This window comes from Shewanella sp. SM55, assembly GCF_025654025.1.
Lineage (GTDB): Bacteria > Pseudomonadota > Gammaproteobacteria > Enterobacterales > Shewanellaceae > Shewanella > Shewanella oncorhynchi.
The window spans coordinates 17,834-42,766 of the sequence record NZ_JAKKRS010000021.1; the positions used below are offsets into that span (position 1 = coordinate 17,834).

20 protein-coding genes are annotated in these 24,933 nt (G+C 41.7%); 7 read left to right on the forward strand and 13 right to left on the reverse strand.

The features are described 5' to 3' along the window. Positions 1–9: 9 nt before the first annotated feature. Positions 10–444: a glutaredoxin-dependent arsenate reductase gene (arsC, locus tag L5L91_RS21215; protein WP_263163998.1), complete on the forward strand. Its 435-nt coding sequence runs from the start codon at positions 10–12 to the stop codon at positions 442–444. 17 nt (positions 445–461) lie between these two features. Next, positions 462–1,163: an arsenical resistance protein ArsH gene (gene arsH, locus L5L91_RS21220; protein WP_263237700.1), complete on the forward strand. Its 702-nt coding sequence runs from the start codon at positions 462–464 to the stop codon at positions 1,161–1,163. 158 nt (positions 1,164–1,321) lie between these two features. Here the strand turns inward: arsH and L5L91_RS21225 are convergent, their stop codons facing one another. The 11 genes from L5L91_RS21225 to L5L91_RS21275 form a co-directional block, all read right to left on the reverse strand. Next, on the reverse strand, positions 1,322–4,429 hold the full coding sequence (locus L5L91_RS21225) for an EAL domain-containing protein (protein ID WP_263237679.1): 3,108 nt from the start codon (positions 4,427–4,429) through the stop codon (positions 1,322–1,324). 293 nt (positions 4,430–4,722) lie between these two features. After that, entirely contained in the window at positions 4,723–5,973 is a 1,251-nt protein-coding gene (locus L5L91_RS21230) for a response regulator (RefSeq protein WP_263237681.1), read from the reverse strand. Continuing rightward, the gene (locus tag L5L91_RS21235; protein ID WP_263237683.1) at positions 5,966–6,190 is read right to left on the reverse strand and encodes an Hpt domain-containing protein; all 225 of its coding nucleotides are present in this window, start codon (positions 6,188–6,190) and stop codon (positions 5,966–5,968) included. Before L5L91_RS21235 ends, L5L91_RS21230 begins: the two co-directional genes overlap by 8 nt. A gap of 53 nt (positions 6,191–6,243) precedes the next feature. Continuing rightward, a complete protein-coding gene (locus tag L5L91_RS21240) occupies positions 6,244–8,634 on the reverse strand; it encodes a hybrid sensor histidine kinase/response regulator (RefSeq protein ID WP_263237684.1) in 2,391 nt (796 codons plus the stop codon). A gap of 32 nt (positions 8,635–8,666) precedes the next feature. Beyond that, positions 8,667–9,887 carry an EAL and HDOD domain-containing protein gene (locus L5L91_RS21245; RefSeq protein ID WP_105250501.1) on the reverse strand — a complete coding sequence of 407 codons (1,221 nt, stop codon included), beginning with the start codon at positions 9,885–9,887 and terminating at the stop codon, positions 8,667–8,669. 583 nt (positions 9,888–10,470) lie between these two features. Beyond that, positions 10,471–11,076, reverse strand: coding sequence for a hypothetical protein (locus tag L5L91_RS21250; protein WP_219251800.1), 606 nt, complete (start codon positions 11,074–11,076; stop codon positions 10,471–10,473). Between the two features lie 96 nt (positions 11,077–11,172). Then, on the reverse strand, positions 11,173–12,210 hold the full coding sequence (locus L5L91_RS21255; RefSeq protein WP_113941433.1) for an acyltransferase family protein: 1,038 nt from the start codon (positions 12,208–12,210) through the stop codon (positions 11,173–11,175). Between the two features lie 2 nt (positions 12,211–12,212). Continuing rightward, positions 12,213–13,610 carry a hypothetical protein gene (locus L5L91_RS21260; RefSeq protein WP_263163902.1) on the reverse strand — a complete coding sequence of 466 codons (1,398 nt, stop codon included), beginning with the start codon at positions 13,608–13,610 and terminating at the stop codon, positions 12,213–12,215. A 193-nt stretch (positions 13,611–13,803) separates the two neighbouring features. After that, complete coding sequence (locus L5L91_RS21265; protein WP_113941434.1) at positions 13,804–14,154, reverse strand: YkvA family protein; 351 nt, start codon at positions 14,152–14,154, stop codon at positions 13,804–13,806. A gap of 49 nt (positions 14,155–14,203) precedes the next feature. Beyond that, on the reverse strand, positions 14,204–14,962 hold the full coding sequence (locus L5L91_RS21270) for a helix-turn-helix transcriptional regulator (RefSeq protein WP_263163900.1): 759 nt from the start codon (positions 14,960–14,962) through the stop codon (positions 14,204–14,206). 24 nt (positions 14,963–14,986) lie between these two features. Beyond that, a complete protein-coding gene (locus tag L5L91_RS21275; RefSeq protein ID WP_173248074.1) occupies positions 14,987–15,529 on the reverse strand; it encodes a YbhB/YbcL family Raf kinase inhibitor-like protein in 543 nt (180 codons plus the stop codon). A gap of 503 nt (positions 15,530–16,032) precedes the next feature. On the opposite strand from L5L91_RS21275, the gene speFL reads away from it, so the two are divergent. From speFL to L5L91_RS21290, 4 genes are all read left to right on the forward strand, one after another. Then, the gene (speFL, locus tag L5L91_RS22760; protein ID WP_224022194.1) at positions 16,033–16,116 is read left to right on the forward strand and encodes a leader peptide SpeFL; all 84 of its coding nucleotides are present in this window, start codon (positions 16,033–16,035) and stop codon (positions 16,114–16,116) included. 321 nt (positions 16,117–16,437) lie between these two features. After that, positions 16,438–18,600, forward strand: coding sequence for an ornithine decarboxylase SpeF (speF, locus tag L5L91_RS21280; protein WP_263237685.1), 2,163 nt, complete (start codon positions 16,438–16,440; stop codon positions 18,598–18,600). Between the two features lie 86 nt (positions 18,601–18,686). Next, positions 18,687–20,006, forward strand: coding sequence for a putrescine-ornithine antiporter (gene potE / locus L5L91_RS21285; RefSeq protein WP_105250509.1), 1,320 nt, complete (start codon positions 18,687–18,689; stop codon positions 20,004–20,006). A 124-nt stretch (positions 20,007–20,130) separates the two neighbouring features. Then, positions 20,131–21,285, forward strand: coding sequence for a porin (locus L5L91_RS21290; protein ID WP_263147622.1), 1,155 nt, complete (start codon positions 20,131–20,133; stop codon positions 21,283–21,285). A 453-nt stretch (positions 21,286–21,738) separates the two neighbouring features. On the opposite strand, the gene L5L91_RS21295 is transcribed toward L5L91_RS21290, so the two are convergent. Then, entirely contained in the window at positions 21,739–22,299 is a 561-nt protein-coding gene (locus tag L5L91_RS21295) for a gluconokinase (RefSeq protein ID WP_263237686.1), read from the reverse strand. Positions 22,300–22,384: 85 nt separating this feature from the next. Between L5L91_RS21295 and gntU the strand changes: the two genes are divergently transcribed. Beyond that, positions 22,385–23,728 (forward strand): gluconate transporter, encoded by a 1,344-nt coding sequence (gene gntU, locus L5L91_RS21300; RefSeq protein ID WP_105250511.1) that lies wholly within the window; start codon positions 22,385–22,387, stop codon positions 23,726–23,728. A gap of 53 nt (positions 23,729–23,781) precedes the next feature. On the opposite strand, the gene gntR is transcribed toward gntU, so the two are convergent. After that, positions 23,782–24,780, reverse strand: coding sequence for a gluconate operon transcriptional repressor GntR (gntR, locus tag L5L91_RS21305; protein ID WP_113941439.1), 999 nt, complete (start codon positions 24,778–24,780; stop codon positions 23,782–23,784). Between the last annotated feature and the right edge of the window lie 153 nt (positions 24,781–24,933).

The window sequence follows — 24,933 nt, forward strand, 5'->3', positions numbered from 1 at the left end:
ATGACTAATATGATTGATGACAGCATTAAGATTTACCACAATCCAGCCTGTGGCACATCGCGCAACACCTTAGCATTGATCCGTAATAGTGGAGTCGAACCCCAAATCATCCACTACTTAGAAACGCCACCCTCCCGCGATGAATTACTTAAGTTAATTAATGAGATGAAAATCTCTGTGCGTTCATTGCTACGTAACAATGTTGAACCATTTGAACGACTAGGACTTTCTGAAGACACATTTAATGATGAAGAACTGGTTAACTTCATGCTGGCTTATCCCATTTTAATTAACCGTCCTATCGTCGTTACGCCGCGAGGCACAAAACTCTGTCGCCCGTCTGAGACAGTGCTTGATATTTTGACCAAAGCACAACAAGGCTCTTTCACCAAAGAAGATGGCGAAATCATCATTAATGAACAGGGACAAAGAGTTCGCACATGAAACCACTAAACCACGATATGCCAGCGCTCAAGCAAGAATTAATGGTTAATAACATGGATATGGACTGTTTTAATCTAACTCCTTTAACCCACCCGCCTAGAATACTGATGCTTTATGGCTCAGTACGAGAGCGCTCCTATAGCCGACTGACGACGGAAGAAGCCGCTCGACTATTAACACACATGGGCGCAGAGGTGCGTATTTTTAACCCTTCTGGACTTCCACTTCCTGATGATGCGCCTGACAGTCATCCCAAAGTCATGGAACTAAGAGAAATGGTACGTTGGTGCGAAGGTATGGTGTGGTGTTCACCAGAACGCCACGGTGCGATGACCAGTATTATGAAAGCCCAAATCGATTGGATCCCTTTGGCTGAAGGTGTTGTCCGGCCTTCACAAGGTAAGACATTAGCAATAATGCAGGTGAGTGGTGGTTCACAGTCCTTCAACACACTAAACCAAATGCGTATATTGGGACGATGGATGCGCATGTTCACCATACCCAACCAGTCTTCAATCGCAAAAGCTTGGTTAGAGTTTGACGAGGCAGGCCGAATGAAACCTTCGCCTTACTACGATCGCGTAGTTGATGTTATGGAGGAATTGATGAAATTCACTTTACTCCTGAGGGGCAATGTTAATTTCCTCACGAACCGATATAGCGAACGCAAAGAAAGCGCTTCAGAGCTATCAACCCGAGTAAATCAAAAAGAAATATAGATTAAACACTAAAAGTATTCTGAACTATGGAGCAAAAGATTAGCCCAGCGCCAACTTTTGCTCCAGATAAGAACCATCACGCCAAATAAGTACATTCCAAATACACGAGTGAGCACCTAAATCCTTAAAGCCAGCTAAAAACTCTCTGTAACTTGCTATTAAAGATGCAATTCGTCCATTTGCTTGAATTCATGTTTAATCTGTTGATATTGCGATGGCCATTCATCGTACCAAAGAGCAAACTCCTCTACAGGCATAGGCCGAGCAATGCCATAGCCTTGGCACAATTGGCAGCCCAATTCAGCTAAACTTTTACCATGGGCAATGGTTTCAACACCTTCAGCAATCACATTAAGATTAAATACTGACGCTAAGCGGATAACACCCTCCACAATACGCCAATCATCTTCGCTATCGAGCATACCTCGCACAAAACTCTGATCAATTTTTATCGTCGATATGGGTAATTGGCGTAAATACGTTAACGACGAATAACCTGTACCAAAATCATCTAGGGAAAAATGAACACCCAAACGCTTACATTCCTGAAGGATATCAATTGCCAATGTCATATCTTCAATGGCGGCACTCTCTAAAATTTCCAATTCTAGATCCGAAGCCGTCAAATCGGGATATTGCATTAACGTCGATTTTAAGAACGCGCTAAAGTGTTCAGCCAATAGCTGCCGAGCGCTTACGTTAATACTTACTGCTATCGGACGACCACTCTGCTGCCAATTTTGCCATTGCGCTACTGCAGTATTGATAACCCATTCACCTAAAGCAATTTCAAGATCACTGCCTGCAATATCCGGTAAAAACTCACTCGGACCGACTATGCCTCGCAGTGGATGACGCCAACGAATTAAGGCTTCCGCACCAATAATTTTACCAGTAGCGAGATTCACTTTTGGTTGGTAAAACATCACAAATTCATGACGTTCAAAAGCTGATTTAAGTTCTTCTAACCAAGTTCTCCGAGCAATAATGTTACGATCAATGTCAGGATCAAACATTTGGAAACGATTCTTACCTGCAGATTTTGCCATATACATGGCTTGGTCGGCATGGCGCAATAAAATGTCGGGGTCAACGTTATCCTCTGGATACAAACTCACACCAATACAAGCCGTTAAACAAAGATTTAAATCGCCGATTGATATCGGCTGATCGACCGCCGCCAGTATTCGTAATAGTACTTGAGTACATTCTTCCTCAGACATCATCTCAAATAAGATAACGAACTCATCGCCTCCTACCCGGGCCAACGTATCTTGCTGCCGAATCACCACAGACACATTATTTGCAATCGCGATCAACAGTTGGTCACCAACCTCATGGCCATAACGATCATTGACCACCTTAAACCCGTCAAGGTCCATAAAACACACGGCACAGAGACTGCCATTACGTTGAACATGGGCAATCATTTGCTGAAAACGGTCTAAAAGTAAGCGACGATTTGGTAATCCTGTGAGTGCATCATAATTTGCCACGCGATCTAACTCAGTCTCATGGGTCTTTAATAACGTGATATCGGCTTGAGTTCCTGAAATCATCAACGCTCGACCTTGACTATCCTCTTCAACAACTCGCCCCTTACACAATATCCAGCACAGCTCGCCAGTCTTTTTAATGCAGCGCACTTCCAACTCTATACTGCTTGTTTTATGGATGAGATGCTGTAGAACCTGTTGCTCTATATTTTGCACATCTTCGACATACACATATTGGCGCCAATTATTAACCGTCAACTTCATCTCGCCAGCTTGATATCCCAAAATGGCTTCAAATCTTGGGCTGATTTGCACTTCTCCAGTAACAGCATTCCAGTCCCAGAATCCTTGTTCAGAACCTTGAATAACCCTTTGTAATTGTGCTGTTTGAGCCGCTAGTTGTTGTTGAAGCTGTCGCGCCTGGGTAATATCTTGCACTGTACCGTGCAATTTAAATATCTTACCGTGCGGATCACGCTGTGCTTGACCCCTAGCCATAATCCAGCGATGGGCACGATTAGGATCTAGCAACTCAGCTTCGCATTCATACTCTTCTCCCGTATGCACACATCGCATCACCAGCGTACTTAACGCTTGCCAACTCTCAGGAGTAAATAATTTCTGCACTTGTTCTATCGAAGGGGCAGCTTCTTTATATGGCAAGCCATAAATCACAAAAACCTGTTCAGACCAAGTATGCGAATCAGTAACTAAATCCCACTCCCAACTGCCAATCCCTGATAATTGTTGTGCTTGTTTTAATCCCAACTCACTAATGAGTAAATGTTCAGCATTTTTTTCTTGAGTCGTGACATCCCTTGCTATTCCAAATAAGCCACAAATTGCACCTTGAGCGTCAAACACAGGACCTTTGGTCACTTGAAAAATGGCTGCTTCACCCTGAATATGTAAATACTCTTTATGTGTGGTGACCATTCCGGACACTAATACAGTGCGATCTTTTTCTTGGATAATATCAATAGAGTCAGCATCAAAAATATCAGTGTCATCTTTGCCCAAGATGTCACTCATACTCTTGCCGACAAAGGTAGCGGCACCTTGGTTGACCAAGATATAACGCCCCGCCAAATCCTTCACAAAAATACCATCGGTTGTTTGAGAAACCACAGAATCGAGCAGTTGATGATTCACATCCAATTTCTGTAATGAGGCACGTAAATAGCCGCTTAGTGCACTGATCACTATGCCGTAAACACTTAGACTAATAAGCTGTAACCAATCTACCGAATGAATATTGTCGAGACTATCGGCGGTTGGATGAAGATAATAGACACACAGAACAGAGAGACATGTCGCGACTAATCCAGGGGCGAATCCGCCACCAATAGCGCTTAATGAAATGGGCAACATAAAAATCAGCAATAGTAAACGCTGGTGCTGCTCAGCTGAAAGTGAATTGGCAAACCATAGCGTTATCAGCGTAAAACTCAATATCGCAATGTATTTAAGCCATGAGATATTACTTATCGCTACAGAGCGAGCAAAGGTTATTTCAAGCAAATTACCCGATGGAGCATTATGACGGTCAGGAACGGCATTCAGAACAAAAAGTAGGATAAAGGCACTGGTAAATACAAAGAAAAAACCTTTAGCGAGGGATAAACGAAACACAGTTTCTGTGTCCGTAAATACAAGCAACAATTGATCGGATAAAAAGATCCATCCAAGCGCTGCAAGCGCATAAATAGCCACAGCTAAAATAATATATTGAGTCCGAGACTTATGATTATGTACAGTATTGTCAACCATCCTAACTCCATCACAACTAGCGCCATCAAAACGACTCCCTTGATCTATGATTGGCACTAACGCCAGCCAACAATAGGTGGTCATTCCACAGATGAACATCATATTTAAGCTAAAGACTATAACTTAAAAAGCATCAGTATAATCTAATAAAAACCCGAAAGAACAATGTAAAACATAAAAACCCAACAATTTAAATACCTAAAAAGGTAGATATTACGGGTAAGGATATAGGCCCATACCTGTGAGGTTAAAATAAAAATATACAAGCACTATTAAAACCCATGTCTATAGAACTATCGCAAATGCAATGGAATATCATACTTCCTAAAAAGCTTAATTATCGAATCCTTATATAGTGGTTTGATAATGTAACCTTTAGCTCCTGCAGCTATTGCCTGCTGAACTGATGACTTATTTTTATTCCCAGTCAACATAACAATGGGCGTAATTGCATTTATTCCATTAGACTTATTAATGTGGTTAATAATATAAAACCCATTAGTATCAGGAAGATTTATGTCCATTAAAATAACGTCATACTTTTTCTTAGAAAGTAAATCTAACGCCATACGTCCAGACAATGATGTATCAAGTTCAATGGCATACGTTCTAAGAAGCATAATAGTTAAATTCAAACTAATGTGATCATCCTCAACAATTAACATCTTTGGCACTACAGGAACTTCAACTGATACAAGAGAATTTTTTGACTCCGAATACAATCGATTAAACGTGTATTTAGTATCAGGCACGGTTGGAGCAGCCTTGTTGCTAACCTCAATATGCTCCTGTTCTGGCAAAGGGGCTTCTGCGACCGTCGCCACATTTGATACATCAGTAACAACAAGTTCAAGTAAGTGCAACGCCTTACTTTGTAGTTTCAACAAAGCTGGTCTAATTTCATTAGAACGAATAAATGATAATATCTTCTTCAATGAAGCCAGATCTAACTCAGCGGTTCTATTACTTGCAAGGTGCGCTTCAGCCTTATCTAATGATTGCTCGATTTCAATCAAACTTAATTCAAAGCTATGTTCTAAATCTTTCTTGCGCTGAACACCTTTAAGGACGATCTCCTTGATATGCGGAGAGTAGTTATCTTGCACATTTACAAACTCTTCTACTTTTTTATATTTCCCTCTTAACCCAATTTCCCGCAATAAATGTGTACATATTATAATCGCTCTATGCACTTCATACATTGGCCTAGCGATTAAATAATCATTAATCACACCACTACGATAAGCCTCGTACGCTTCTCTTTCTTGGTGTTTTGGAATAAGAGAAACAACGGCATGCTCACATATTTCTACAGCCTGCAATTCCTCTATTGCTTCATAATAAATAAGTAAAGTTTCTTGTAAAGTTTCAGCTGCAACAAGAATCACTTTTGGGGCTGATTGTTTTATTTGCTCAACAAGCTCAGCATTCGTTTTAATCACATGAATACGAGAAAAGTGACGCATAAGAACACTTATCAATAATCTATCATTATCTTGGTCGTTCGTATAGAGAACGATATGCTCAAAATTGACTCTATCCACTAGCATTACTCCTTTGCATAAAAAACTCAATTAACGCAAATAAATCATCATCAACCTCTTGCCAATATTTTAAGATAACTTTGTAATCAATAGCATTGTTACGCGACACACGCTCTAGTTCTTGGCAAGATAAATTTAATTTTTTTGCCCCTATGTAAAGAGAATTACTTTTAAGGGTATGGCTAATTGCAGTAATAATACGAAGATCATTATCCACAATTGCAGACCTTAATGCTTCACGCTTAACAAGTAAATTACTGTAATATTGCTCTAAAAAATCGATAACTCTTCATCGCTTATATCTTCACCTACAAAATTATATATATCAGATAAGTTGACTATCTGTAAGATGTCTACTAATTCCTGCAGTGCTTCATCACAACAGAAAAAACTATTATCAAAAGAAGCATTATCAGTTTTGACTGTAGACTTTTTTAAACTTGCATTATTTGACAAAGTGACTTTTACTTCATCTAAAAGGCCAATCAAATCATTCAATGTCAGAGGCTTTACAAGTACGCGATTTGCTCCAGCCTTCAAACATTCATCTTTACATATGTCGCCATGATCAGCGGTCAACATCACAATAATCGATGGCGCTAATTCCCGATACCCTTCAACTTCTCTAATGACGCCAATGAGGTCTGAGCCCGATATAGTTGGCATTATCACATCAGAAATAACGACATTAAATTTATTTGTCTTAAAAAGCTCAATTGCTTGCATCGGATCTTGAACACAGGAAACTATGACTCCAACAGATAATAACTGCTTTTCGATAACAAATAAGTTTTCTTGACAATCATCAATAACTAACACACTAATATTACTATAATCAGCACTATCCGAAGCCTGCTCGTCAATAATATTAAAATAATTTTTAACATTAACAAAATCAGTTACTGATTGAATTCTGAGTGGTGGATATGAAATTACTTCGTAGTCGGAGTTAGACTTAGAAAGTGACACTCTCCTCAACTCTGCAACTCTTTCTTTTCTTGTAAAAAGACTAGTTACAAATTCATTCTTTGAGATAATATCATTTTGATTCAAGTCAATAAAAAGTATTGAGCTTTCATTTTCAAATTCCAGTAATTCATTACTTGGTAAATATAGCAACTCGAAATCAAGCTCTTTGGAATATCTTGAAACTGATTCGTGAAAAATGGAACTGTTAGTATATGCTGTTACTGAAGCATCAATATCAGAACGATAGGAGCCGCTTACATCAGGTGCCGTAAAGTGACTATCTAAAGCAAAATCAATAACAAAATAGAAAACGCTACCATCACCGATACGACTAATAACCTGAAGGTCACTTCCCATTGAACGACATATACTTTTACTTATGTATAGTCCTAAGCCAACACCACCATACTGACGGTAAGAATTTGATGATGCCTGCTCATACTTACCGAACACTTTTGATTGTTCCTCTTCAGTTAAACCGATACCATTATCAATAACAGAAAACTTTAGTTTTACATTTTCGAATGACTGTTCCAGAACTTCTACTTCTAATAGAATCGACGAGTCAATTTTATTGGAAAACTTAATTGAATTGGAGATTAAATTATAGATAAATTGATTTAGTTTAACTTCATCACAAATAACCCTGCGATTAAAATTCAATGGCATAAAAAAGTCTAAATTAATGTCTTTTTTATCTGCTTGAAGGCTAAACGCATCAACAACAGATTCGCCTAACAACCTAACATCTACCGAGTCATTTTTAACATCTGCACTACTCTCATTTGTCTTTTTAAAATCCAACATACTATTAATGAGTAATAGAACTTGTTTTGAAGTACTGAATGCGACAGATAATAACTTCTTATCCTGTGCCCTTACATTACCTAAACTGAGCTCAATTAAGCCTAGCACTGCATTTAATGGTGTTCTAATCTCGTGACCTAGAGTGGCAATAAAATCACTTTGAAAGCTATTCAATTGTTCCAGCTCTGAACATTTCTCTATTAATACTTTTTCTTTCTCATATCGTTTAGATTCATCTATAATTAATCCAAACCGAGTTCTATCATCAAGGAAGAAATCTCTATACTCAAAATACAACCCTGATTTAGTTTTAAAAGATAGGCATATTTTTTTATTAGTTGCACATTTATATCTAAACCACTTCATAATTCTATAATTATCTCTACCAACAACCTCATAGCTAACAATATCTTGAATTAAACTAAAAAATGACTTGCCAATATAATTATAAAAATGTAAATATGGGAAAAGGTATTTAACCCCGCCACCAATAAAATCAATATTACCAAGACTATTTACGACAAGAACACCATCTGAAGTAATTTCCTGATATCTAGAGTCATCACCCGCAGGATTCTCACACCTAAATTGGCTATACTCGAAATTTTTTGTTATTGACGCATCATGCTCTACAACACAGAGCACAATAAATTTTTTATTTGCCATCTTTAATAGGCTAAACTTTAAACAGTTACTTCCTATCATTAAGCATTCATTAGGCGTGATATTCTGTTTAATCTTTTCAAAATGCTGAATTATTTTTTTCTTGGCATTTTTTAAAAAATTATTATTTGAGAAAATTTGATTCTCGCCTAACCACTCCCCCTCAGGTGATAACATAAATGCACAAGAATCAAACAAGTCTAAATCAATACCATTCATCATCGCATATCCTTATTGCAAACTAGCATTCATTACTACTGAACTGAATTTTTATACTGATTAAACCAGCTATACACTTTATCACACGCTGAGATGAGCCTCTCAGGATCAATATTATAATTATCAATGAAATAATCGACAGTAACCCAATCACCTTCCATATACGCCAGAGTAAGTTGTAAACAATGAGCTAGGTATCCATGATTATTAAGTAAAGCACGCTTTATTTGCTGTTCAAGAGGAAGCGGCTCTATCGCTCTGTTCATCGGCTTATCTAAAATGGCATCTAAAGTAGATAATAATCCAGTCAAAAATGCTGACTCTTTCAACAAAGGAAATCCCATTAATGATATTAACTCTTCACATAACCGAGCCCTGATTATAGTATTATTAATTAACACAACTGGTTTATTGGGGTTAAGTTCAGCCAAAATAATGAGACTTACAAACTTACGAAGTTTATTTTCACCTAAAAAAACCATAGTCTGCTTAATAGAGGTAAATTCATTCACATGCTCAAACTGACTTGAATTGACATATCTTAGTAATTTATAAGTAAGATCTAAATCTTGAGAAAAATAATTTTCAAGTTTTTTATAACTAAAATCAGACTTAAAAACCTCATTATAAATAGACATAACAAAATGTTGTGTAGCACCTATTTCACTCCCCTCTATGAGTTCTGGCTTATAAAAATAATAACCTTGAAAATAATCAAAACCGAGTGACTTAGCTAGCCTATACTCTTCCAATGTTTCAACTTTCTCTGCAAGTAGTTTTAAATTATACTGTCTAAATTTAGGGATCAGATGAGAAACACTATCCAAAGGCGTTGAAATTATATCAATTTTTATAAGTTTAAAAAAAGGAAAAAAACGTTCCCACTCAGGAGAATAAACAAAGTCATCTAAAGCAAGATAATAACCCAAGTTAAATAACTCTTTAATTAAAATAAAGTTATCCTCGCTTGGGCTAACAGTTTCCAATACCTCAACAATAATATTTTTGTATGGGAACATGTATAATAAATGGTCTCGCAAGAAATGAGATGGAAAATTAATTAATGCTGGCTTCCCTTCGGTTAAATCCTCTAGATCCATACTTAAATAACTATTTACAAACACTTTAGCTGTAGCAACATTGTCTGTAACACCCTGTGGGAAATAGTTATCCCGGCTATTTCTAAAGAGCAACTCATAAGCAACAACGTTTTTATTTCTATTCAGTATAGGCTGTCTTGCCATATAAAAGCGCATAGTTCACCTCTTCCCTTTGGGTCACTTAACTTTATAATCATTAGTGAATCAGTCCTTTAATTTTTCAGTCTAGACCTAGGTGCACCATCTTTCAACTGCACTTTTCTAGCCTAGACTATAAATTAGCAGAAGTAGTGATTAAATCCGGTTTAAATCTCAGATTTATGTTTAATTTAGGTGAATATTTAAAAAATTATCCTCAAGACATAAATACCTATTTTTAGGTATAACCATCTTGTTTATCCATAAAAATTAAGTATTAAATGAACCGCAATTCTAGTATTCCGCAACACAATAAAATGAATAAAAAGAACACTTAAAACTGAAAAAAACTATTATTAATCCTTTTAGACATAATGGACTTATTGGCTTATTGGCTTATTGGCTTATTGCCAGTTAATGGCGTCATTACATAGCAGTGATACTAGATGAAGAACTTACCGCACTAGGGTTTGCTGGCGAGGATGTCACAACGATTTGACTGGATTTGATGCGAGGCTGAGCCCGTGTAGTGTCGTTATCCACATAAACGGGCAACATAAGCAGGTGATGAACACCATTTTGAGCTAGCTTAATAACAACACTAGTCGTGTCCCCAAGGTTTGGGTGGTAATGCTACTGGCTGGGTAAGATCAAAATCGACTTTAAAATTGCGTTGTTCTCGCGTGAGTTGGTAACTAAAAATCGTTGGCGTAATTTCCATGTGCCACACATTGGTAATCGACTGAGTGAGTCCATTCTTGACGAAGTTATCGATAGATTCCCTATCAATGGGAAATGACTGTTTCTGTACTGTCCCATCATTCATAGTGTCGCCGCCATACATGGTCACAGCATCTTCACTTCCATCCTGATGGCGATGGTCGTGCTTCAACTTAAGCCCTTGCTGCGTTTTAGTCAGCACCCAAGTACGCGAGTGGTCATCACCCACATGGAACGGGATCTTAAGCTCAGTGTCGCTACATTCACGCACGTGCATAATTAACGACTTGCCGCTAAAGGCCGAATCGGCACTGTCACCCGATACCACTTTTCCCGCAAAGGCTTGGCCACAATGGGCCGCAATTTGTGCGAAAAAAGTATTCTGCGTCTTGGTGGATAGCGACTCAACTTGAGCGGCGATGGATGGCAAAGCGATAAAAGACAAACTGATAAGCCCAAGGCTCGGTAGGGTAATGTTGGGATTCATTATGTTCTCCACTTTTTTAGATGGAAAACACCCTAACACTAGGAAATAAATTCAAACTGAATTTCACCTAGTGTTAGTGATGATAAACCAAAGTGATTACCAGCCGATATAAGTACGCGAACGATTACCCAGACGCTTTTTGATAAAGCGAGCCGTCATAATACTGCCTACCATCATGAAAATGAAAATCCCAGCGGAAAAGAGCACGCTAGTCACAGCAGAACCTGGTGGGAAGCGGAAACGCATTACGGTTGCAGCCGTGTTAAATAGCATATCGAAGAGTGGATGAATAAAGAAAATTGCAAAACTCATCTCAGCGACTTCGACTAACCAAGGCAAACGACTTCGTCCCGACAACCATTCACAGAAATTCAGTACTAATACACATAAACAAAGTTTCTGAATAAACTGCCAATCGATACCGTTGTACTCAAATGGTGCCTTATGATAGTTACCAATATGCTGCACTATGTAAGTTTGTTCGACTAAGCTCACCACTAAAAAAATCATCGCTAGTGCGGTGAAAATAGAGCCAAAGCGCGTCACAATATGTTCATCTTGCGAATATAGAATACCAATCAAATAGAAAGGTACAAAATACACGACTGAGTGGATGAAATTGACGTTACCTATAGGTCTATGCAATAGGATTGCTACCACACAGCTTAGTACAAATAGTGTCCAACGCATCTGCTGCGAGCAACGGATAAACCATAAAAAAATCGGCGAGAATAAAAACACCGCCATGATGAAGGGAATGTACCAGTGCGGATACAGAATATAACCGTTACGCACAGTATAAAAAATACTCAGCAAGACATTATCGAGCGGCTGATGCTCCATAAATATCCAGCGCAAACACAAACAAAATAGACCAATTAATGACACAACTAAAAAAGGATAAAGTACGTTTTGTACTTTGTTCTTCATAAACTTGCTGTAGTCGAAATCCTTATAAAAAATGCGATGGAAAAAGTATCCCGAGATAAACACAAATAACGCCGTGCCACCACGCAATAGATTTTCCAGCAACAGCGGGAAACCTTCACCAGAGTTGTAAATACTGTGGCCAAGCACGATAAAGATAATCGCAATGCCACGCATGTAGGTAAATTCGAGCTGATTTTTTCTCATTATTAATTCATCGCACAGTAGAGGGTTCTTCCATCAACAACACTCGCAGAAACCCTAATAGTTCCATGGACTTCCGCTTCGTTGAATACCAGATACTGACCCTCACGCTGAAAGGGGAATGCTAAAGGTAACAGAGTTGCCGCCTCAATGCCCTCACAAAAATTTTGTACTGGAACATCGAGTAATGGACTGCCACTCACTGACAAGTTACTAAATTGCGCGCTCATCCCTAAATAAGCTTGAGTCATTTCCTCTTGATAGGGCACTACATAAAAGCCAGAACGTACGTCACCCACATCAATAAAACTGCTACTATCGCTCACGCTCGGCATAACCAATAACGGCACTTTTGGATCCTGCACATTCAACAACAACTGAGACAGTTTTGCTTGAGTGGCAGGGTAATACGCTAGCATCTCCTGCAGCTGTTTCTTTTGTTTAGCGTCTTTCTTGTCTAGCGGGGATACAGGCTTTACGCGGTTCAGTAGTAAATCCACAGGTAACATACCCGACATGACCGACTCTTTCCACACATAAGGGTCTTGAGTGCTATCCAACAATATGCCCGCCAGAGCGCCAATATTTGCCGCCTCAGCCGTCCAACCAACCCACATCTTCTGCTGTTGATAATAGTCATACACATATTTTGTCAGTATTTGCTGATAACCAAGTAAAGTTTGATTTTGACTCAACACACGCGCACCAGCGGCCAATTCCACATACTTAGCGCTGCCTTCAACAAGATCATTGATGTAACCGACTCGATCTTCATTCGGCGCAATTTGGCGCCATTGCTGCAACCAATAGGCTGCATAGCTAAGGTATAATGACTGTTGCTCGGGTTGTGCCAGCGCCGCCATTAAGGCATCAAATAACTGTAAACGATAATAGCGAGCATCGAAGTTGAGCGGAAAGACCTCGCCCTCATAACGCTTACCGTCTTCCAATACTCGCCATTCGGATTGGGCATAAAAATGGAAGGCTTCATGCAAGCCATTGCTCGCCCAGATTAAAAAAGCTAAATCCGTTGGCTTAGTGTCGCGAGTAAATTGGATGTTCGGCACTTCGAGCTGGATCAATACGCCTGGCTGGCCATTATATTGTGGAAAGCCGAAACTCACCGATAGACCAGAGTGCAGATTGACCGACTCTAACACACTGTTATCTTGAATTATTTCGCCACCAGGCTGTCGAAGCCAGACATTACCAGCATAACTAAAAAGGTGTACTTTATCTTCAAGGCGAAAACCGGGCCACAAAGCTTCGCTCTGGCGACTATTCTGTGCCATAAAATCGAGGTAAAGACGGGCGAGTTGTTCCGGAGAGGCCTCATCGGCAAACGCGGGGGTAGCGGCAGAGACACCTAAAAGCCATAGGATCACTACCATAATATTTTTCATTTATCTGCCTAAACAAACACAAGGGGTTTACAAAACAGCGCTAGCATATAGCGCAATCAAGCAATAGTGAAACATTTGCAAAAAAATATTTTTACCCCAGAAAATCTCAGTCAAAACCAAATCAACGACTCCTAATGAAATCATATTTTTAGCACAATTTTGCATCACTTAGGCGATTGCGTTTGCAATAGGCTTAAGTCTTAGGTTCGCTCGGCTTATCTCCAAACCACAGTGCGAGTTTATCCGCCGCAAGGGATTTCACTTCATCATCGATATATAAGGTCACCATAGTCAGGGCAGCGGCAAGGGCACCTAAATCATCGGTAAAGCCAACTAAAGGAGTCAGATCGGGAATCGCATCTAAAGGCAAAATAAAATACGCTAACGCGCCGTAGATGACTGACTTAGCCCACTTAGGCGTATTGGGTTGTTGCGCTGCATAATAAAGCCATAGTGCCCGCTCGATGACCTCTCTACCTGCTTGACGGCTAAAGAGTTTGATCTTGTTCCAAAATCCGCTGTCAGTAAATTGCTCATCCGCCATCATATTTCTCCAGTACCCTAAAGTTGTTTGGGTATACACCCATGCCACTTCACAGTGTACGACGATAAGCCGCGGGGGTCAGGCCAAATAGTTGCTTAAAACGTAAGGAAAACTTTTCCGCAGATTGATAACCACAGGCCAAAGCCACTTGTAATACTGGCTCACTCGAATTCTGCAACATGGCTAAACCATGACAAAGCCGCACTTCTACCAGTAACTGCCTAAAACTGGTGTCTTCTAAGGCCAATTTACGCCTAAGGCTTGCCGTGCTCATGTGTAACTTGTCGGCAATATCCTCCTGCTGCCATGATGCCGAAGGACTCACACTCATCAAGGCCAAGGCCGCTTGAGTCACGCTGCGTTGGGTGTGTCCATACAACCAGTTCACACTGCGTTTATCCGGCAAACTTAACAGTAACGCGGCCAAATAATGCAGTTGAACAGGATCGGCCAGAGACAAGGTCAAACTCTGTAATAGCGCATTCCAAGCTAAGTCCACAGCGCGTGATACGTTTTGGACTGGCATAGGGTCACGCCAATCGGTAGCGCTTGATAAAATACCTTGGGGTAAATCGTGGGGGAGTAATAACTGCACCGCCCGATAACGCCCAAGAAAAGGTCGATTAACAAAACTAATATGCGAACCAGCAGGAATTAACAGTAACTGCCCTTGGCCTACTAAAACAGATTCATCTTGCCAGAGCAGAGACTTTTCACCATAGATAACCCGAATAATCGACGGCTGATGTACAGGGACTTGAGATAAAGATTGTGCCTGCTTCGAATCATATTCAAACATACGGATCATGACACCAGCCTAATTATCAATGGATTATCGATTATATACCGCAGTCAACTTGGCGTTGCCGAGCGCTTGTGCCCTGAGCATAAAGCCCAATAAGGCAGGGCTAGCGTCCTTTGGCAATTCTAAAGCACTGGGTAATGCCCACACAGTAAATTCATACCTGTGAACGCCATGACCTTGGGGCGGGCATGCGCCACCAAAATTTGTAGTACCAAAATCGTTCTTCAAGGCAATGGCGCCTTTGGGCAGTGCATCAACATGCGAGCCCGCACCTTGTGCGAGCGAAGTTTGCGCTAAGGGTAAGTTATATACGGCCCAGTGCCACCAACCGCTGCCCGTTGGTGCATCAGGATCATAAGCTGTCACTGCAAATGCTTTAGTTCCTGTGGGCACGTCAGTCCAAGTCAGTTGCGGCGAAATATTTTCCCCTTGGCAACCAAAGCCATTAAACACTAATTGCGATGTCAGTTTATTGCCCTCGCTCATATCTTTGCTCGTTAATGTCATAGCACTTGCCTGTCCAACGAATAACCCAAGCACTAAACTCGCCCCTAACCACCCTTTATTCATGTCTATCTCCTATTCATGTTCGACCTGACTCACTTTACGTCAATCAAAAAAATAACATCTGCCCTAAAACGACAACTTTCTGCCCCAAATGCTCAAATGTGAGAAAAAAGTTATCACTTTTGCATTTTTCAAGCAGAAAGATGATTTTGTAACGAAAATATCTGCATAACAATGCAAATATGGAATGCGGTATAAATCAGAATAATGATTACAGCAGCCTTTTAATTAAGATTAGATATTTGAAATAAGATATTTTATGCAAATAATATTATTTAAATAATTCTGACAATATTTACTTTCATAATTTAGATAAAGATACTTAAGCATGATTGACTCCATTTAATATTGATAAATTAAGTTAAATTGACGTGCTAATTATTTAAAAATAAGACATAGGTCATGATTTTATTTATAACTCGCATATAAACTTCATTACGTAATAAAAACCTAACCATTTTCTCTAAGTCATAATGGAGTCGTATATGAAGAGGAAATCTAAAATTATGGCGCATATCAGGCGCACACGGCATATCATGATGCCTAGTCAACGTGACTATTTCGATCACTCCTTTATCTTCCTCCGCTAACCTTAGCGTAGGTAGTAGGCCAATTAACAGGTCTAAAGTGCTATTGCTCTAATAGGCGCAAACACTTATCGTACTGTTTTCATTTGGTTTATTATCTAACACCTTAATCAAAGCATTCTTTTATCAGTGCAGTTTTACTGCGGCTAAGCTATTCATACGCTCAATAAATATATTTCTACTTATATTTATTTCGTAACTTTGGCATAACCACATTTAATCTGCGCACGGAATAGCTATATCTAATTTTCATACCATTAATGTTTTTAATTAGGTATAGGCACACTTGTATCTATTTTTTATAAAGTAAAAGGGAAATTAACTATGAAATCATTAAAAGTAGCCGCTAGCTTATCTGTTAGATCTTGTTTCGATATCGACAGAGAAGTTGTCAATGTATTAACCACAGATTTTTGCGATGTGGGCGCGGCTGTCGTCTCTGTTGATGATGTTAGAAATGGTATTGTTGAAAAGATTAAAAACACCGGATTGAAACTGCCCATTTTCGTTTCAGTTTGCTGTGAAGAAACCTTCCCTGATGATGTTTGCTCATCGATTACAGGGGTATTTGAACTCTGCGGTGATAACACTGACTTCTACGGAAAACAGGTTGAGACTGCAATAAGTAAATATGAACAAGCGCTATTGCCACCTTTCTTCGGTACGTTAAAAAAATACGTCGAAATGGGTAACTCTACCTTTGCCTGTCCTGGTCACCAAGGCGGACAATTCTTCCGTAAACATCCTGTGGGCCGCCAATTCTTCGACTTTTTTGGCGAAACAATTTTCCGCGCGGATATGTGTAATGCCGACGTGAAACTGGGTGATTTACTGATCCATGAAGGCGCTCCACTGGAAGCACAGAAATACGCTGCCAAAGTTTTTAATGCCGATAAAACCTATTTCGTACTTAACGGCACTTCGTCATCAAATAAAGTCGCGACTAATGCGCTGTTAGCGAAAGGCGACCTCGTGTTATTCGACCGCAATAACCACAAATCAAACCACCATGGCGCATTAATTCAAGCAGGTGCTACACCTGTTTATTTAGAAACGGCACGTAATCCCTTCGGATTTATTGGTGGCATTGATGCCCACTGTTTCCAAGAGTCCTATTTAAGAGAGCAAATTCGTGAAGTCGCGCCAGAAAGAGCCGATGAAAAACGCCCATTCCGCTTGGCGATAATCCAACTCGGCACCTATGACGGCACTATCTACAATGCTCGACAAGTGATTGATAAAATTGGCCATCTTTGTGACTACGTCTTATTCGACTCGGCTTGGGTGGGTTATGAACAGTTCATCCCTATGATGAATGACTGCTCACCACTCTTGCTCGAACTGACTGCTGAAGATCCAGGCATTATCGTGACTCAGTCGGTGCATAAACAGCAGGCAGGGTTCTCACAAACCTCGCAAATCCATAAAAAAGATAAACATATCAAAGGCCAAGATAGATATTGCAACCATAAACGCTTCAACAACGCCTTTATGATGCATGCCTCTACCAGTCCCTTCTATCCTTTATTTGCAGCGCTAGATGTAAACGCGAAAATGCATGAAGGCGCAAGCGGTCGTTATCTGTGGCGCGAAGCGGTAAAAGCGGGTATCGAAGCACGTAAGCTATTGCTCAAAAAGTGTAAATATATCAAACCATTCGTGCCAACAATGATCGACGGCCGCCTATGGCAAGACTATGAAACCGAACAAATGGCCGATGACTTACGCTTCTTCGAATTCGAACCTGGTCAGAAATGGCACTCCTTCGAAGGTTATGAAAAAGGCCAATACTTTGTTGACCCTTGTAAGTTCTTATTAACAACACCGGGCATAGATGCTGAAACTGGCAAATATACCGAATTTGGTATTCCAGCGACTATTCTGGCTAACTTCTTACGGGAAAATAATATTATTCCAGAGAAGTGCGACTTGAATTCGATTTTATTCCTAATGACACCTGCGGAAGATATGGCCAAGATGCAACATCTGGTATCACAAATATCTCGTTTCGAGAAATTAGTCGATGAAGATGCGCCATTATCTGAAGTATTACCTAACGTTTATAACGCCAATAAATCCCGTTATAAAGACTATTCTATCCGTCAACTCTGCCAAGAAATGCACAATCTTTATGTCAGCCATGACGTAAAACAACTGCAGAAAGAAATGTTCCGTAAAGCGCATTTCCCTACAAAAGTGATGGACCCGCAGGAAGCAAACCTAGAGTTTATTCGTGGCAAAGTAGAATTAGTCCCACTCTCGCAAATTGAAGGAAGAATTGCAGCAGAAGGCGCGCTCCCTTACCCACCAGGCGTGTTATGTATGGTGCCAGGTGAAATATGGGGCGGTTCTGTTCAGCGTTATTTCCTTGCCCTTGAAGAAGGCATCAACCTATTACCTGGATTCTCACCAGAACTGCAAGGTGTTTATCTCGAAAATACCGCAGACGGCAAAATTCAAGCAATGGGCTATGTACTAAATAAATAATGAAGACTGACTGCAGAGTTTATTAACCCCACTCTGCAGTCAAATTCATGCCTCCTATAATAAGTCACCTAAATTAGGTTATTAGTATGAGTAAATCAGAAAATAAAATTGGCGTCGTCCAATTAACTATTATCACCATAGTCAACATGATGGGTTCGGGCATTATTATGCTGCCAACCCAATTAGCTCAAGTCGGTACTATCTCCATTTTATCTTGGTTAGTAACAGCAGCAGGGTCAACGGCCCTCGCCTTCGCCTTTGCTAAGTGCGGTATGTTCAGTAAAAAATCCGGTGGTATGGGCGGTTATGCCGAGTATGCCTTCGGCCGTTCTGGCAACTTTATGGCCAACTACACCTATGCCGTCTCGCTGTTAATCGCCAACGTCGCGATTGCCATCTCTGCCGTGGGTTACGCTGCCGTGTTGCTGGAAGTTAACTTAAGCCCGATGGCAATTTGTCTTGCGACCATTGGCGTACTTTGGTTGGCAACCATTGCTAACTTCGGTGGTGCCCGCATCACGGGTCGCGTCAGTAGCGTGACTGTGTGGGGGATTATTCTGCCTGTGATTGGCGTATCTTTAATTGGTTGGTTCTGGTTTGACATCGACCTCTATAAAGGTGCATGGAACCCGCATGATATGCCATTCTTCAAAGCGTTAGGCGGTTCTATCGCTATGACTTTGTGGGCGTTCCTCGGTTTAGAATCGGCCTGTGCAAACTCAGAAGCCGTCGATAACCCAGAAAAAAACGTACCTATCGCTGTTATGGGCGGTACCTTAGGTGCTGCAGTGATTTATATTGTCTCCACTAACGTCATTGCCGGTATTGTGCCAAATGCCGAGCTTGCAATGTCAAATGCGCCATTCGGCTTAGCCTTCGCACAAATGTTTAATCCAGTAGTTGGTAAAATCGTGATGGCCTGCGCCATTATCTCCTGTACTGGATCACTCTTAGGTTGGCAGTTCACTATTGCCCAAGTGTTTAAAGCCTCTGCTGATGAAGGATTTTTTCCTAAAATATTCTCTAAAGTCAGTAAAGCCGATGCGCCAATTTGGGGCATGACTATTATCGTCTCGATCCAAACAGCATTATCGCTGATGACCATTAGCCCATCACTGAGTAAGCAGTTCGAAGCACTCGTTAACCTCGCCGTCGTCACCAACATTGTGCCTTATATCTTATCTATGGCCGCGCTTGGCATAATGCAAAGACAGCAAAAAGTGCCTATCAATAAAGCCCGCGTTGCCAACGTGATCGCCGTAATCGGTGCGTTGTATAGCTTCTATGCTCTGTACAGCTCTGGCGAAACCGCAGTGATGCTTGGCGCCATAGCCACCTTCTTCGGTTGGACTATTTTCGGCGTGATCTCAAACCAAGCGCCTGTTGCCGACACACGTCCAGCCTAAATACGGCTAACGCATGATCGGAAACAATTAATACCAACATCCACATCAAGACTAACGATAACTCTGGGATCATAGGCCAAGCCTATGATCCCCTGGAGAATACTTGCTCATTATCGGGGGATTTATGAATAAGACTTGTCTCGCTTTAGTGTTACCTATGCTATTAACGGCCACCAGCAGTCAGGCGGTTGAACTCTATAAAGATCAAAAAAATACCTTAGATTTAACGGGTTGGTTAGGGTTTGCAGCATTAAATGACAGCCACGATACTTCAGTTATCGACGACTCATCACGCCTAAGATTCAGCTTCGAGCGCAGCGAGAAAAATGGCTGGACCGCTTTTGCTACAACAGAATGGGGGATCAACATGGTCTCCAGCGACGATGGGCTAGTGATGCAAGGGGGCAAACTCGCCGCCGAAAAAACCGATGATTTTCTCTATAACCGCTTAGGTTATGTTGGCATGTCCCATGATACATGGGGCAACCTGAGTTTCGGTAAACAATGGGGCGCCTATTACGATGTAGCAGGCACTACAGATTTACCGAACGTATTTGCAGGTTACAGCGTTGGCGCTTACACCTTCGGTGATGGCAGCCTCACAGGTACAGGCCGTGCCGATTCCGCCTTCATTTACCGTAATAATTTAGGCCCAGTACAAATCGCCCTGCAATATGCCGCCAAAACCAATGGTGATGTCAGCCTAAAAAACGATGACGGTAGCGAGATGACCAACTCAGAACTGAGTTTTGACAGCAGCTACGGCGCCAGTATTACTTATGCGGTAACCGATAAATTTAAGCTACTCGCAGGTTTTAACCGCGGTGATTTTGAAGGCCACCTAGGTAATACCCAAGTCGATGAAACCAATGAAATTGTCGGCATTGGTGCCATGTATGGTGACTACTATCACTATGCCGAAGGGCGTGAGGCCAACGGTCTCTATGTGGGCTTTAATGCTCACAAAAGTAAAAATAATGAACTGGTCAACGGCGATCTCTACGACGCCACTGGTGCCGAGTTGATGACTGCCTATCAATTCGACAACGGTTTTGTGCCCATGGTTGTACTCAGTTATTTAGATTTAGACACAGATGCAGCTACGCCTATTCAAGGTCAATGGACTCGCCAATTTGCCATGCTGGGGCTGCATTATCGCTACAGTAACGACACTGTGATGTTTGCCGAGATGAAGCTAGATTTCAGTGATATGGATGATCCTGCACTCGAAGCACAGGAAGACAACAGCTTCGCAGTGGGGATCAACTACTTTTTTTAGGACTAAAGGAGATGTTAGCTAAGGTTTCTAAAGCGCTCATTCTACTTTGGCATTGCTTAGTCGCATGAAGCAGGACGATTTTGAGTAACAGTCTTTAGTGACAGTTCTAATCACATGTTGAGTTAAATCATGTTTAGCAGGATAGGCAGCTCGCGTCATCGCTCATATGCGTGAGCTTATTTGAGGCTGAGGTGCGGCGCACGTTCCGTCTACAAACGCTCGCCGTAACACTCATTGGATGGTACCGCAGGCTTACCATTATCTCTACGCCACTCCAAGTTAGTTTCTGGAGTGGCTTTTTTCAATAATGAGCTGCTAGATCCACCTTTGCCACGATCTTCAGCGGTAATTTAAATTCCGACGACTGTCGTTCCGATTCCTCTTCGCTTTAAAAACTAATCTGCAACATCATGATAAAGCAGCCAAGCCTCGCGTTAAGAGCCAATGACTTACCTACCCTTCGCCATTTATCGCATTAATACAGCGTTGTACGACTTCTTTGAAAGTACCATCTATACTCACTTGGATAACGTCAGCTTCATCAGTCGCGGGCATTTCCAGCGTGTCGAACTGACTCTTGAGTAGCTCAATCGGCATGAAGTGGGCTTTTCTGGCAAACATGCGTTCTTTGACTAATTCAAAATCTCCGTATAGATGAATGAACACCAGCTTGCTGTTGTTCTGACGGATTAAGTCACGATACTGGCGACGCAGTGCAGAGCAGACAATAACCCCCTGCTCCCCCTTTTGCTCAATGCTATACACAGCGTCGTTGATGCGCTCAAGCCAAGGAGCGCGATCGCTATCGTTGAGCGGTGAGCCAGATTTCATCTTGATAATATTGGCTCTAGGATGCAGATCATCACCATCAATAAATTTCGTCTCTAAAGCCTCTGCGACCGCGGCACCAATCGAAGATTTGCCACAACTAGAGACGCCCATGAACACATAGCTATTGCCTTTTTTTCTCTCAGTCACTTTGTTAACCTCATGCCAATTCTCGAATTTAGTCACTTCCCACTCTACCATATTACGGGTAACATGTTACCGGTAACCTACAAAAATGTGGACAACTTAACTAACAAGGAAAAGTCCTCTTATGTCTGATATGTCATTGATTCTGACAGCACTGGGTTCAATCGCCCTGCTACTGTTCTTAGTGATGAAAGTGAGATTACATGCAGTAGTATCACTGATACTGGTGTCGATCATTGCCGGCCTTTTCTCTGGCATGAACCCAGCCGATATCACTAATACTATTCAACAAGGTATGGGGGGAACACTGGGCTTTGTGGCGGTGGTGGTCGCTTTGGGAGCCATGTTTGGCCGGGTAATGGAAGAGACTGGCGCGCTAGATCAGATAGCCCATACACTGCTGAATAAATTTGGTAACGACAAAGCTCACTGGGCCATGACCTTTACAGGCTTTATCTGTGCATTACCTCTCTTCTTCGATGTTGCTGTGGTACTGCTGATTGGCATCGCCTTTGCCGTGGTTCGTAAAGGGGGCGGCAGCGTCGTTAAAATTGGTATTTCACTGCTCGCGGGTATTGCCACCTGTCAGGCATTTCTCATCCCTGCACCAGGGCCTATTTTGGTCGCTTCCCAGCTCAATGCCGACTTTGGCTACATGATAGTCTTCGGTTTATTGGCATCGATTCCGGCGATGATTCTAGGCGGCCCACTCTTTGCCAGCCTCATCTCCCAAAAAGTCCATGTTGAGCTGCCTGCCCACGAGCAGCAGGAAAAAGGTGAACGAGAAGGCGGACCAATCCCCTCATTCGCGCTATCAATCAGTATTGTGGTGTTCCCACTGCTGCTTATCGGTTTAAAGACGGTGGTGTCACGCTTTATTGATGAAAAATCCGACCTGCATAATTGGCTCGCCTTGATAGGTCATCCCTTCACCGCCATTTTGCTAGCATGTTTAATCGCATTCTATGTACTGGGCGTTAGACGCAATATTCCCAATGAGCGCATCATGGAAATCTGTAGCAGTGCGCTCCAACCTGCTGGGATCATTATTCTCGTCACCGGTGCTGGCGGCGTGTTTAAGCAAGTGCTGATTGACTCAGGTGTCGGCGATGCATTAGGCAATATGTTGGCAGGTTCGGGATTACCGATTGTAATACTGGCATTTATTTTGTCGGCGTCGGTGCGCGTGATCCAAGGGTCGGCAACCGTGGCCATGTTAACGGCTTGCGGCCTTATCATCCCAATACTTGAACCACTAAACTTAGATGGTGCTCAATTGGCGGCAATTACGATTGCCATTGGCGGAGGTTCGATTGTGCTCTCGCATGTCAATGATTCAGGCTTCTGGCTCGCTAACCGTTTTCTTGGATTGTCAGAAAAACAAACACTGCAAACCTGGACGGTAATGGAGACCATTATTGGTACGACGGGCGGCATAGTCGCAGTCATCATCTCTGCGTTTCTCTAACGATAACCTGTGATGACAAACATAAGTCGTTAAGCGAAAGAACGAGGGGAAGTCTACAGTGTTTCCCCTAAATCAATACGATAGCCCAGGTCGATAACCGATTCTGCTATCTCTTTGCCATTTAGCCTGTCTAATAGCTCAGTGGCAGCAATTCGACCAATCTCTTTTCTCGGCGTAATAATGCTCGCCAATTTTGGCGTCATAGATTGGCCAATATCATGGCCATGAAACCCTGCAACGCCAATTTGTTCAGGGATCTTGATGCCTTGTCTTTGACACTCAAATATCACCCCCGCAGCCAAATCATCGTTGGTGCAAAAAAAGCTATCCACATAGGGATATTTCGCTAATGTTTGTTGCAATAACGACGCCCCCAAGGAAAACGACGAGGCCTCATTTGTGGTCATCGCCAAAGGTGTAAGCTGAGCTTGCTGCATCGCTAACTCGTAGCCTCGCATCTTAAGCTGAGTACGAATATCCATGCGCGCGCCTAGGTAGGCAATGTGGCGATAGCCTTGTGCAATCATGGCCTTAACCATTTCGCATGCGGCCGCAGTGTTATCGAAACCCACACACTGTTGAATCGAAGGCGACACGCTATCCATCATTTCGATGACCGGAATGCCCGCCGTTTCAATCATTCGCACGGTACGCGGCGTGTGGTAACTTTCGGACAAGAGTAAGCCATCAATATTGTAAGAGAGCAGTGATGCCACCCGCTCTTCTTCTAATTCGGCCTGATACCCGTAGTGAGCCAGCATGGTTTGATAACCGCGTTTGCCGGTCACATTCTCGATACCGCGCAGCACTTCAGCAAATACTTGGTTGGTTAACGAAGGCACTAACACGCCAATGGCGCGACTGGTTGCTTGCGCTAAAATTTCCGGCGCGCGATTAGGAATATAACCTAAGGTTTCTAGTGCGACAGCAATCTTCTCTTGAGTGCTTTGCGCCACCCTTGTTGGATTTTTTAAATAGCGACTCACCGTCATTTTGGTGACCCCAACTTGATCGGCGACGTCTTGAAGACTGGGTCTACGCTTTTTATTCATAATATCTAATGTTAGTTAACGAACCGCGGATATGGGTGAGATGTATAGCTAAAATATCGAATATAAACAAATAGTAGACATAAACATCAGACAGGGATCTTATAATAGTTCGCCCTGCGATACCAGTTGAGGACTATTTTAGCGGCATGACCA

Coding starts and splice junctions, on each gene's coding strand:
- speF (WP_263237685.1), top strand. CDS start 16,438: ATGAAATCATTAAAAGTAGCCGCTAGCTTATCTGTTAGATCTTGTTTC.
- speFL (WP_224022194.1), top strand. CDS start 16,033: ATGGCGCATATCAGGCGCACACGGCATATCATGATGCCTAGTCAACGT.
- L5L91_RS21255 (WP_113941433.1), bottom strand. CDS start 12,210: ATGAGAAAAAATCAGCTCGAATTTACCTACATGCGTGGCATTGCGATT.
- L5L91_RS21240 (WP_263237684.1), bottom strand. CDS start 8,634: ATGATGAATGGTATTGATTTAGACTTGTTTGATTCTTGTGCATTTATG.
- L5L91_RS21265 (WP_113941434.1), bottom strand. CDS start 14,154: ATGGCGGATGAGCAATTTACTGACAGCGGATTTTGGAACAAGATCAAA.
- L5L91_RS21275 (WP_173248074.1), bottom strand. CDS start 15,529: ATGAATAAAGGGTGGTTAGGGGCGAGTTTAGTGCTTGGGTTATTCGTT.
- arsC (WP_263163998.1), top strand. CDS start 10: ATGATTGATGACAGCATTAAGATTTACCACAATCCAGCCTGTGGCACA.
- arsH (WP_263237700.1), top strand. CDS start 462: ATGCCAGCGCTCAAGCAAGAATTAATGGTTAATAACATGGATATGGAC.
- potE (WP_105250509.1), top strand. CDS start 18,687: ATGAGTAAATCAGAAAATAAAATTGGCGTCGTCCAATTAACTATTATC.
- L5L91_RS21290 (WP_263147622.1), top strand. CDS start 20,131: ATGAATAAGACTTGTCTCGCTTTAGTGTTACCTATGCTATTAACGGCC.
- L5L91_RS21270 (WP_263163900.1), bottom strand. CDS start 14,962: ATGATCCGTATGTTTGAATATGATTCGAAGCAGGCACAATCTTTATCT.
- L5L91_RS21260 (WP_263163902.1), bottom strand. CDS start 13,610: ATGAAAAATATTATGGTAGTGATCCTATGGCTTTTAGGTGTCTCTGCC.
- gntU (WP_105250511.1), top strand. CDS start 22,385: ATGTCTGATATGTCATTGATTCTGACAGCACTGGGTTCAATCGCCCTG.
- gntR (WP_113941439.1), bottom strand. CDS start 24,780: ATGAATAAAAAGCGTAGACCCAGTCTTCAAGACGTCGCCGATCAAGTT.
- L5L91_RS21250 (WP_219251800.1), bottom strand. CDS start 11,076: ATGAATCCCAACATTACCCTACCGAGCCTTGGGCTTATCAGTTTGTCT.
- L5L91_RS21245 (WP_105250501.1), bottom strand. CDS start 9,887: ATGCGCTTTTATATGGCAAGACAGCCTATACTGAATAGAAATAAAAAC.
- L5L91_RS21225 (WP_263237679.1), bottom strand. CDS start 4,429: ATGGTTGACAATACTGTACATAATCATAAGTCTCGGACTCAATATATT.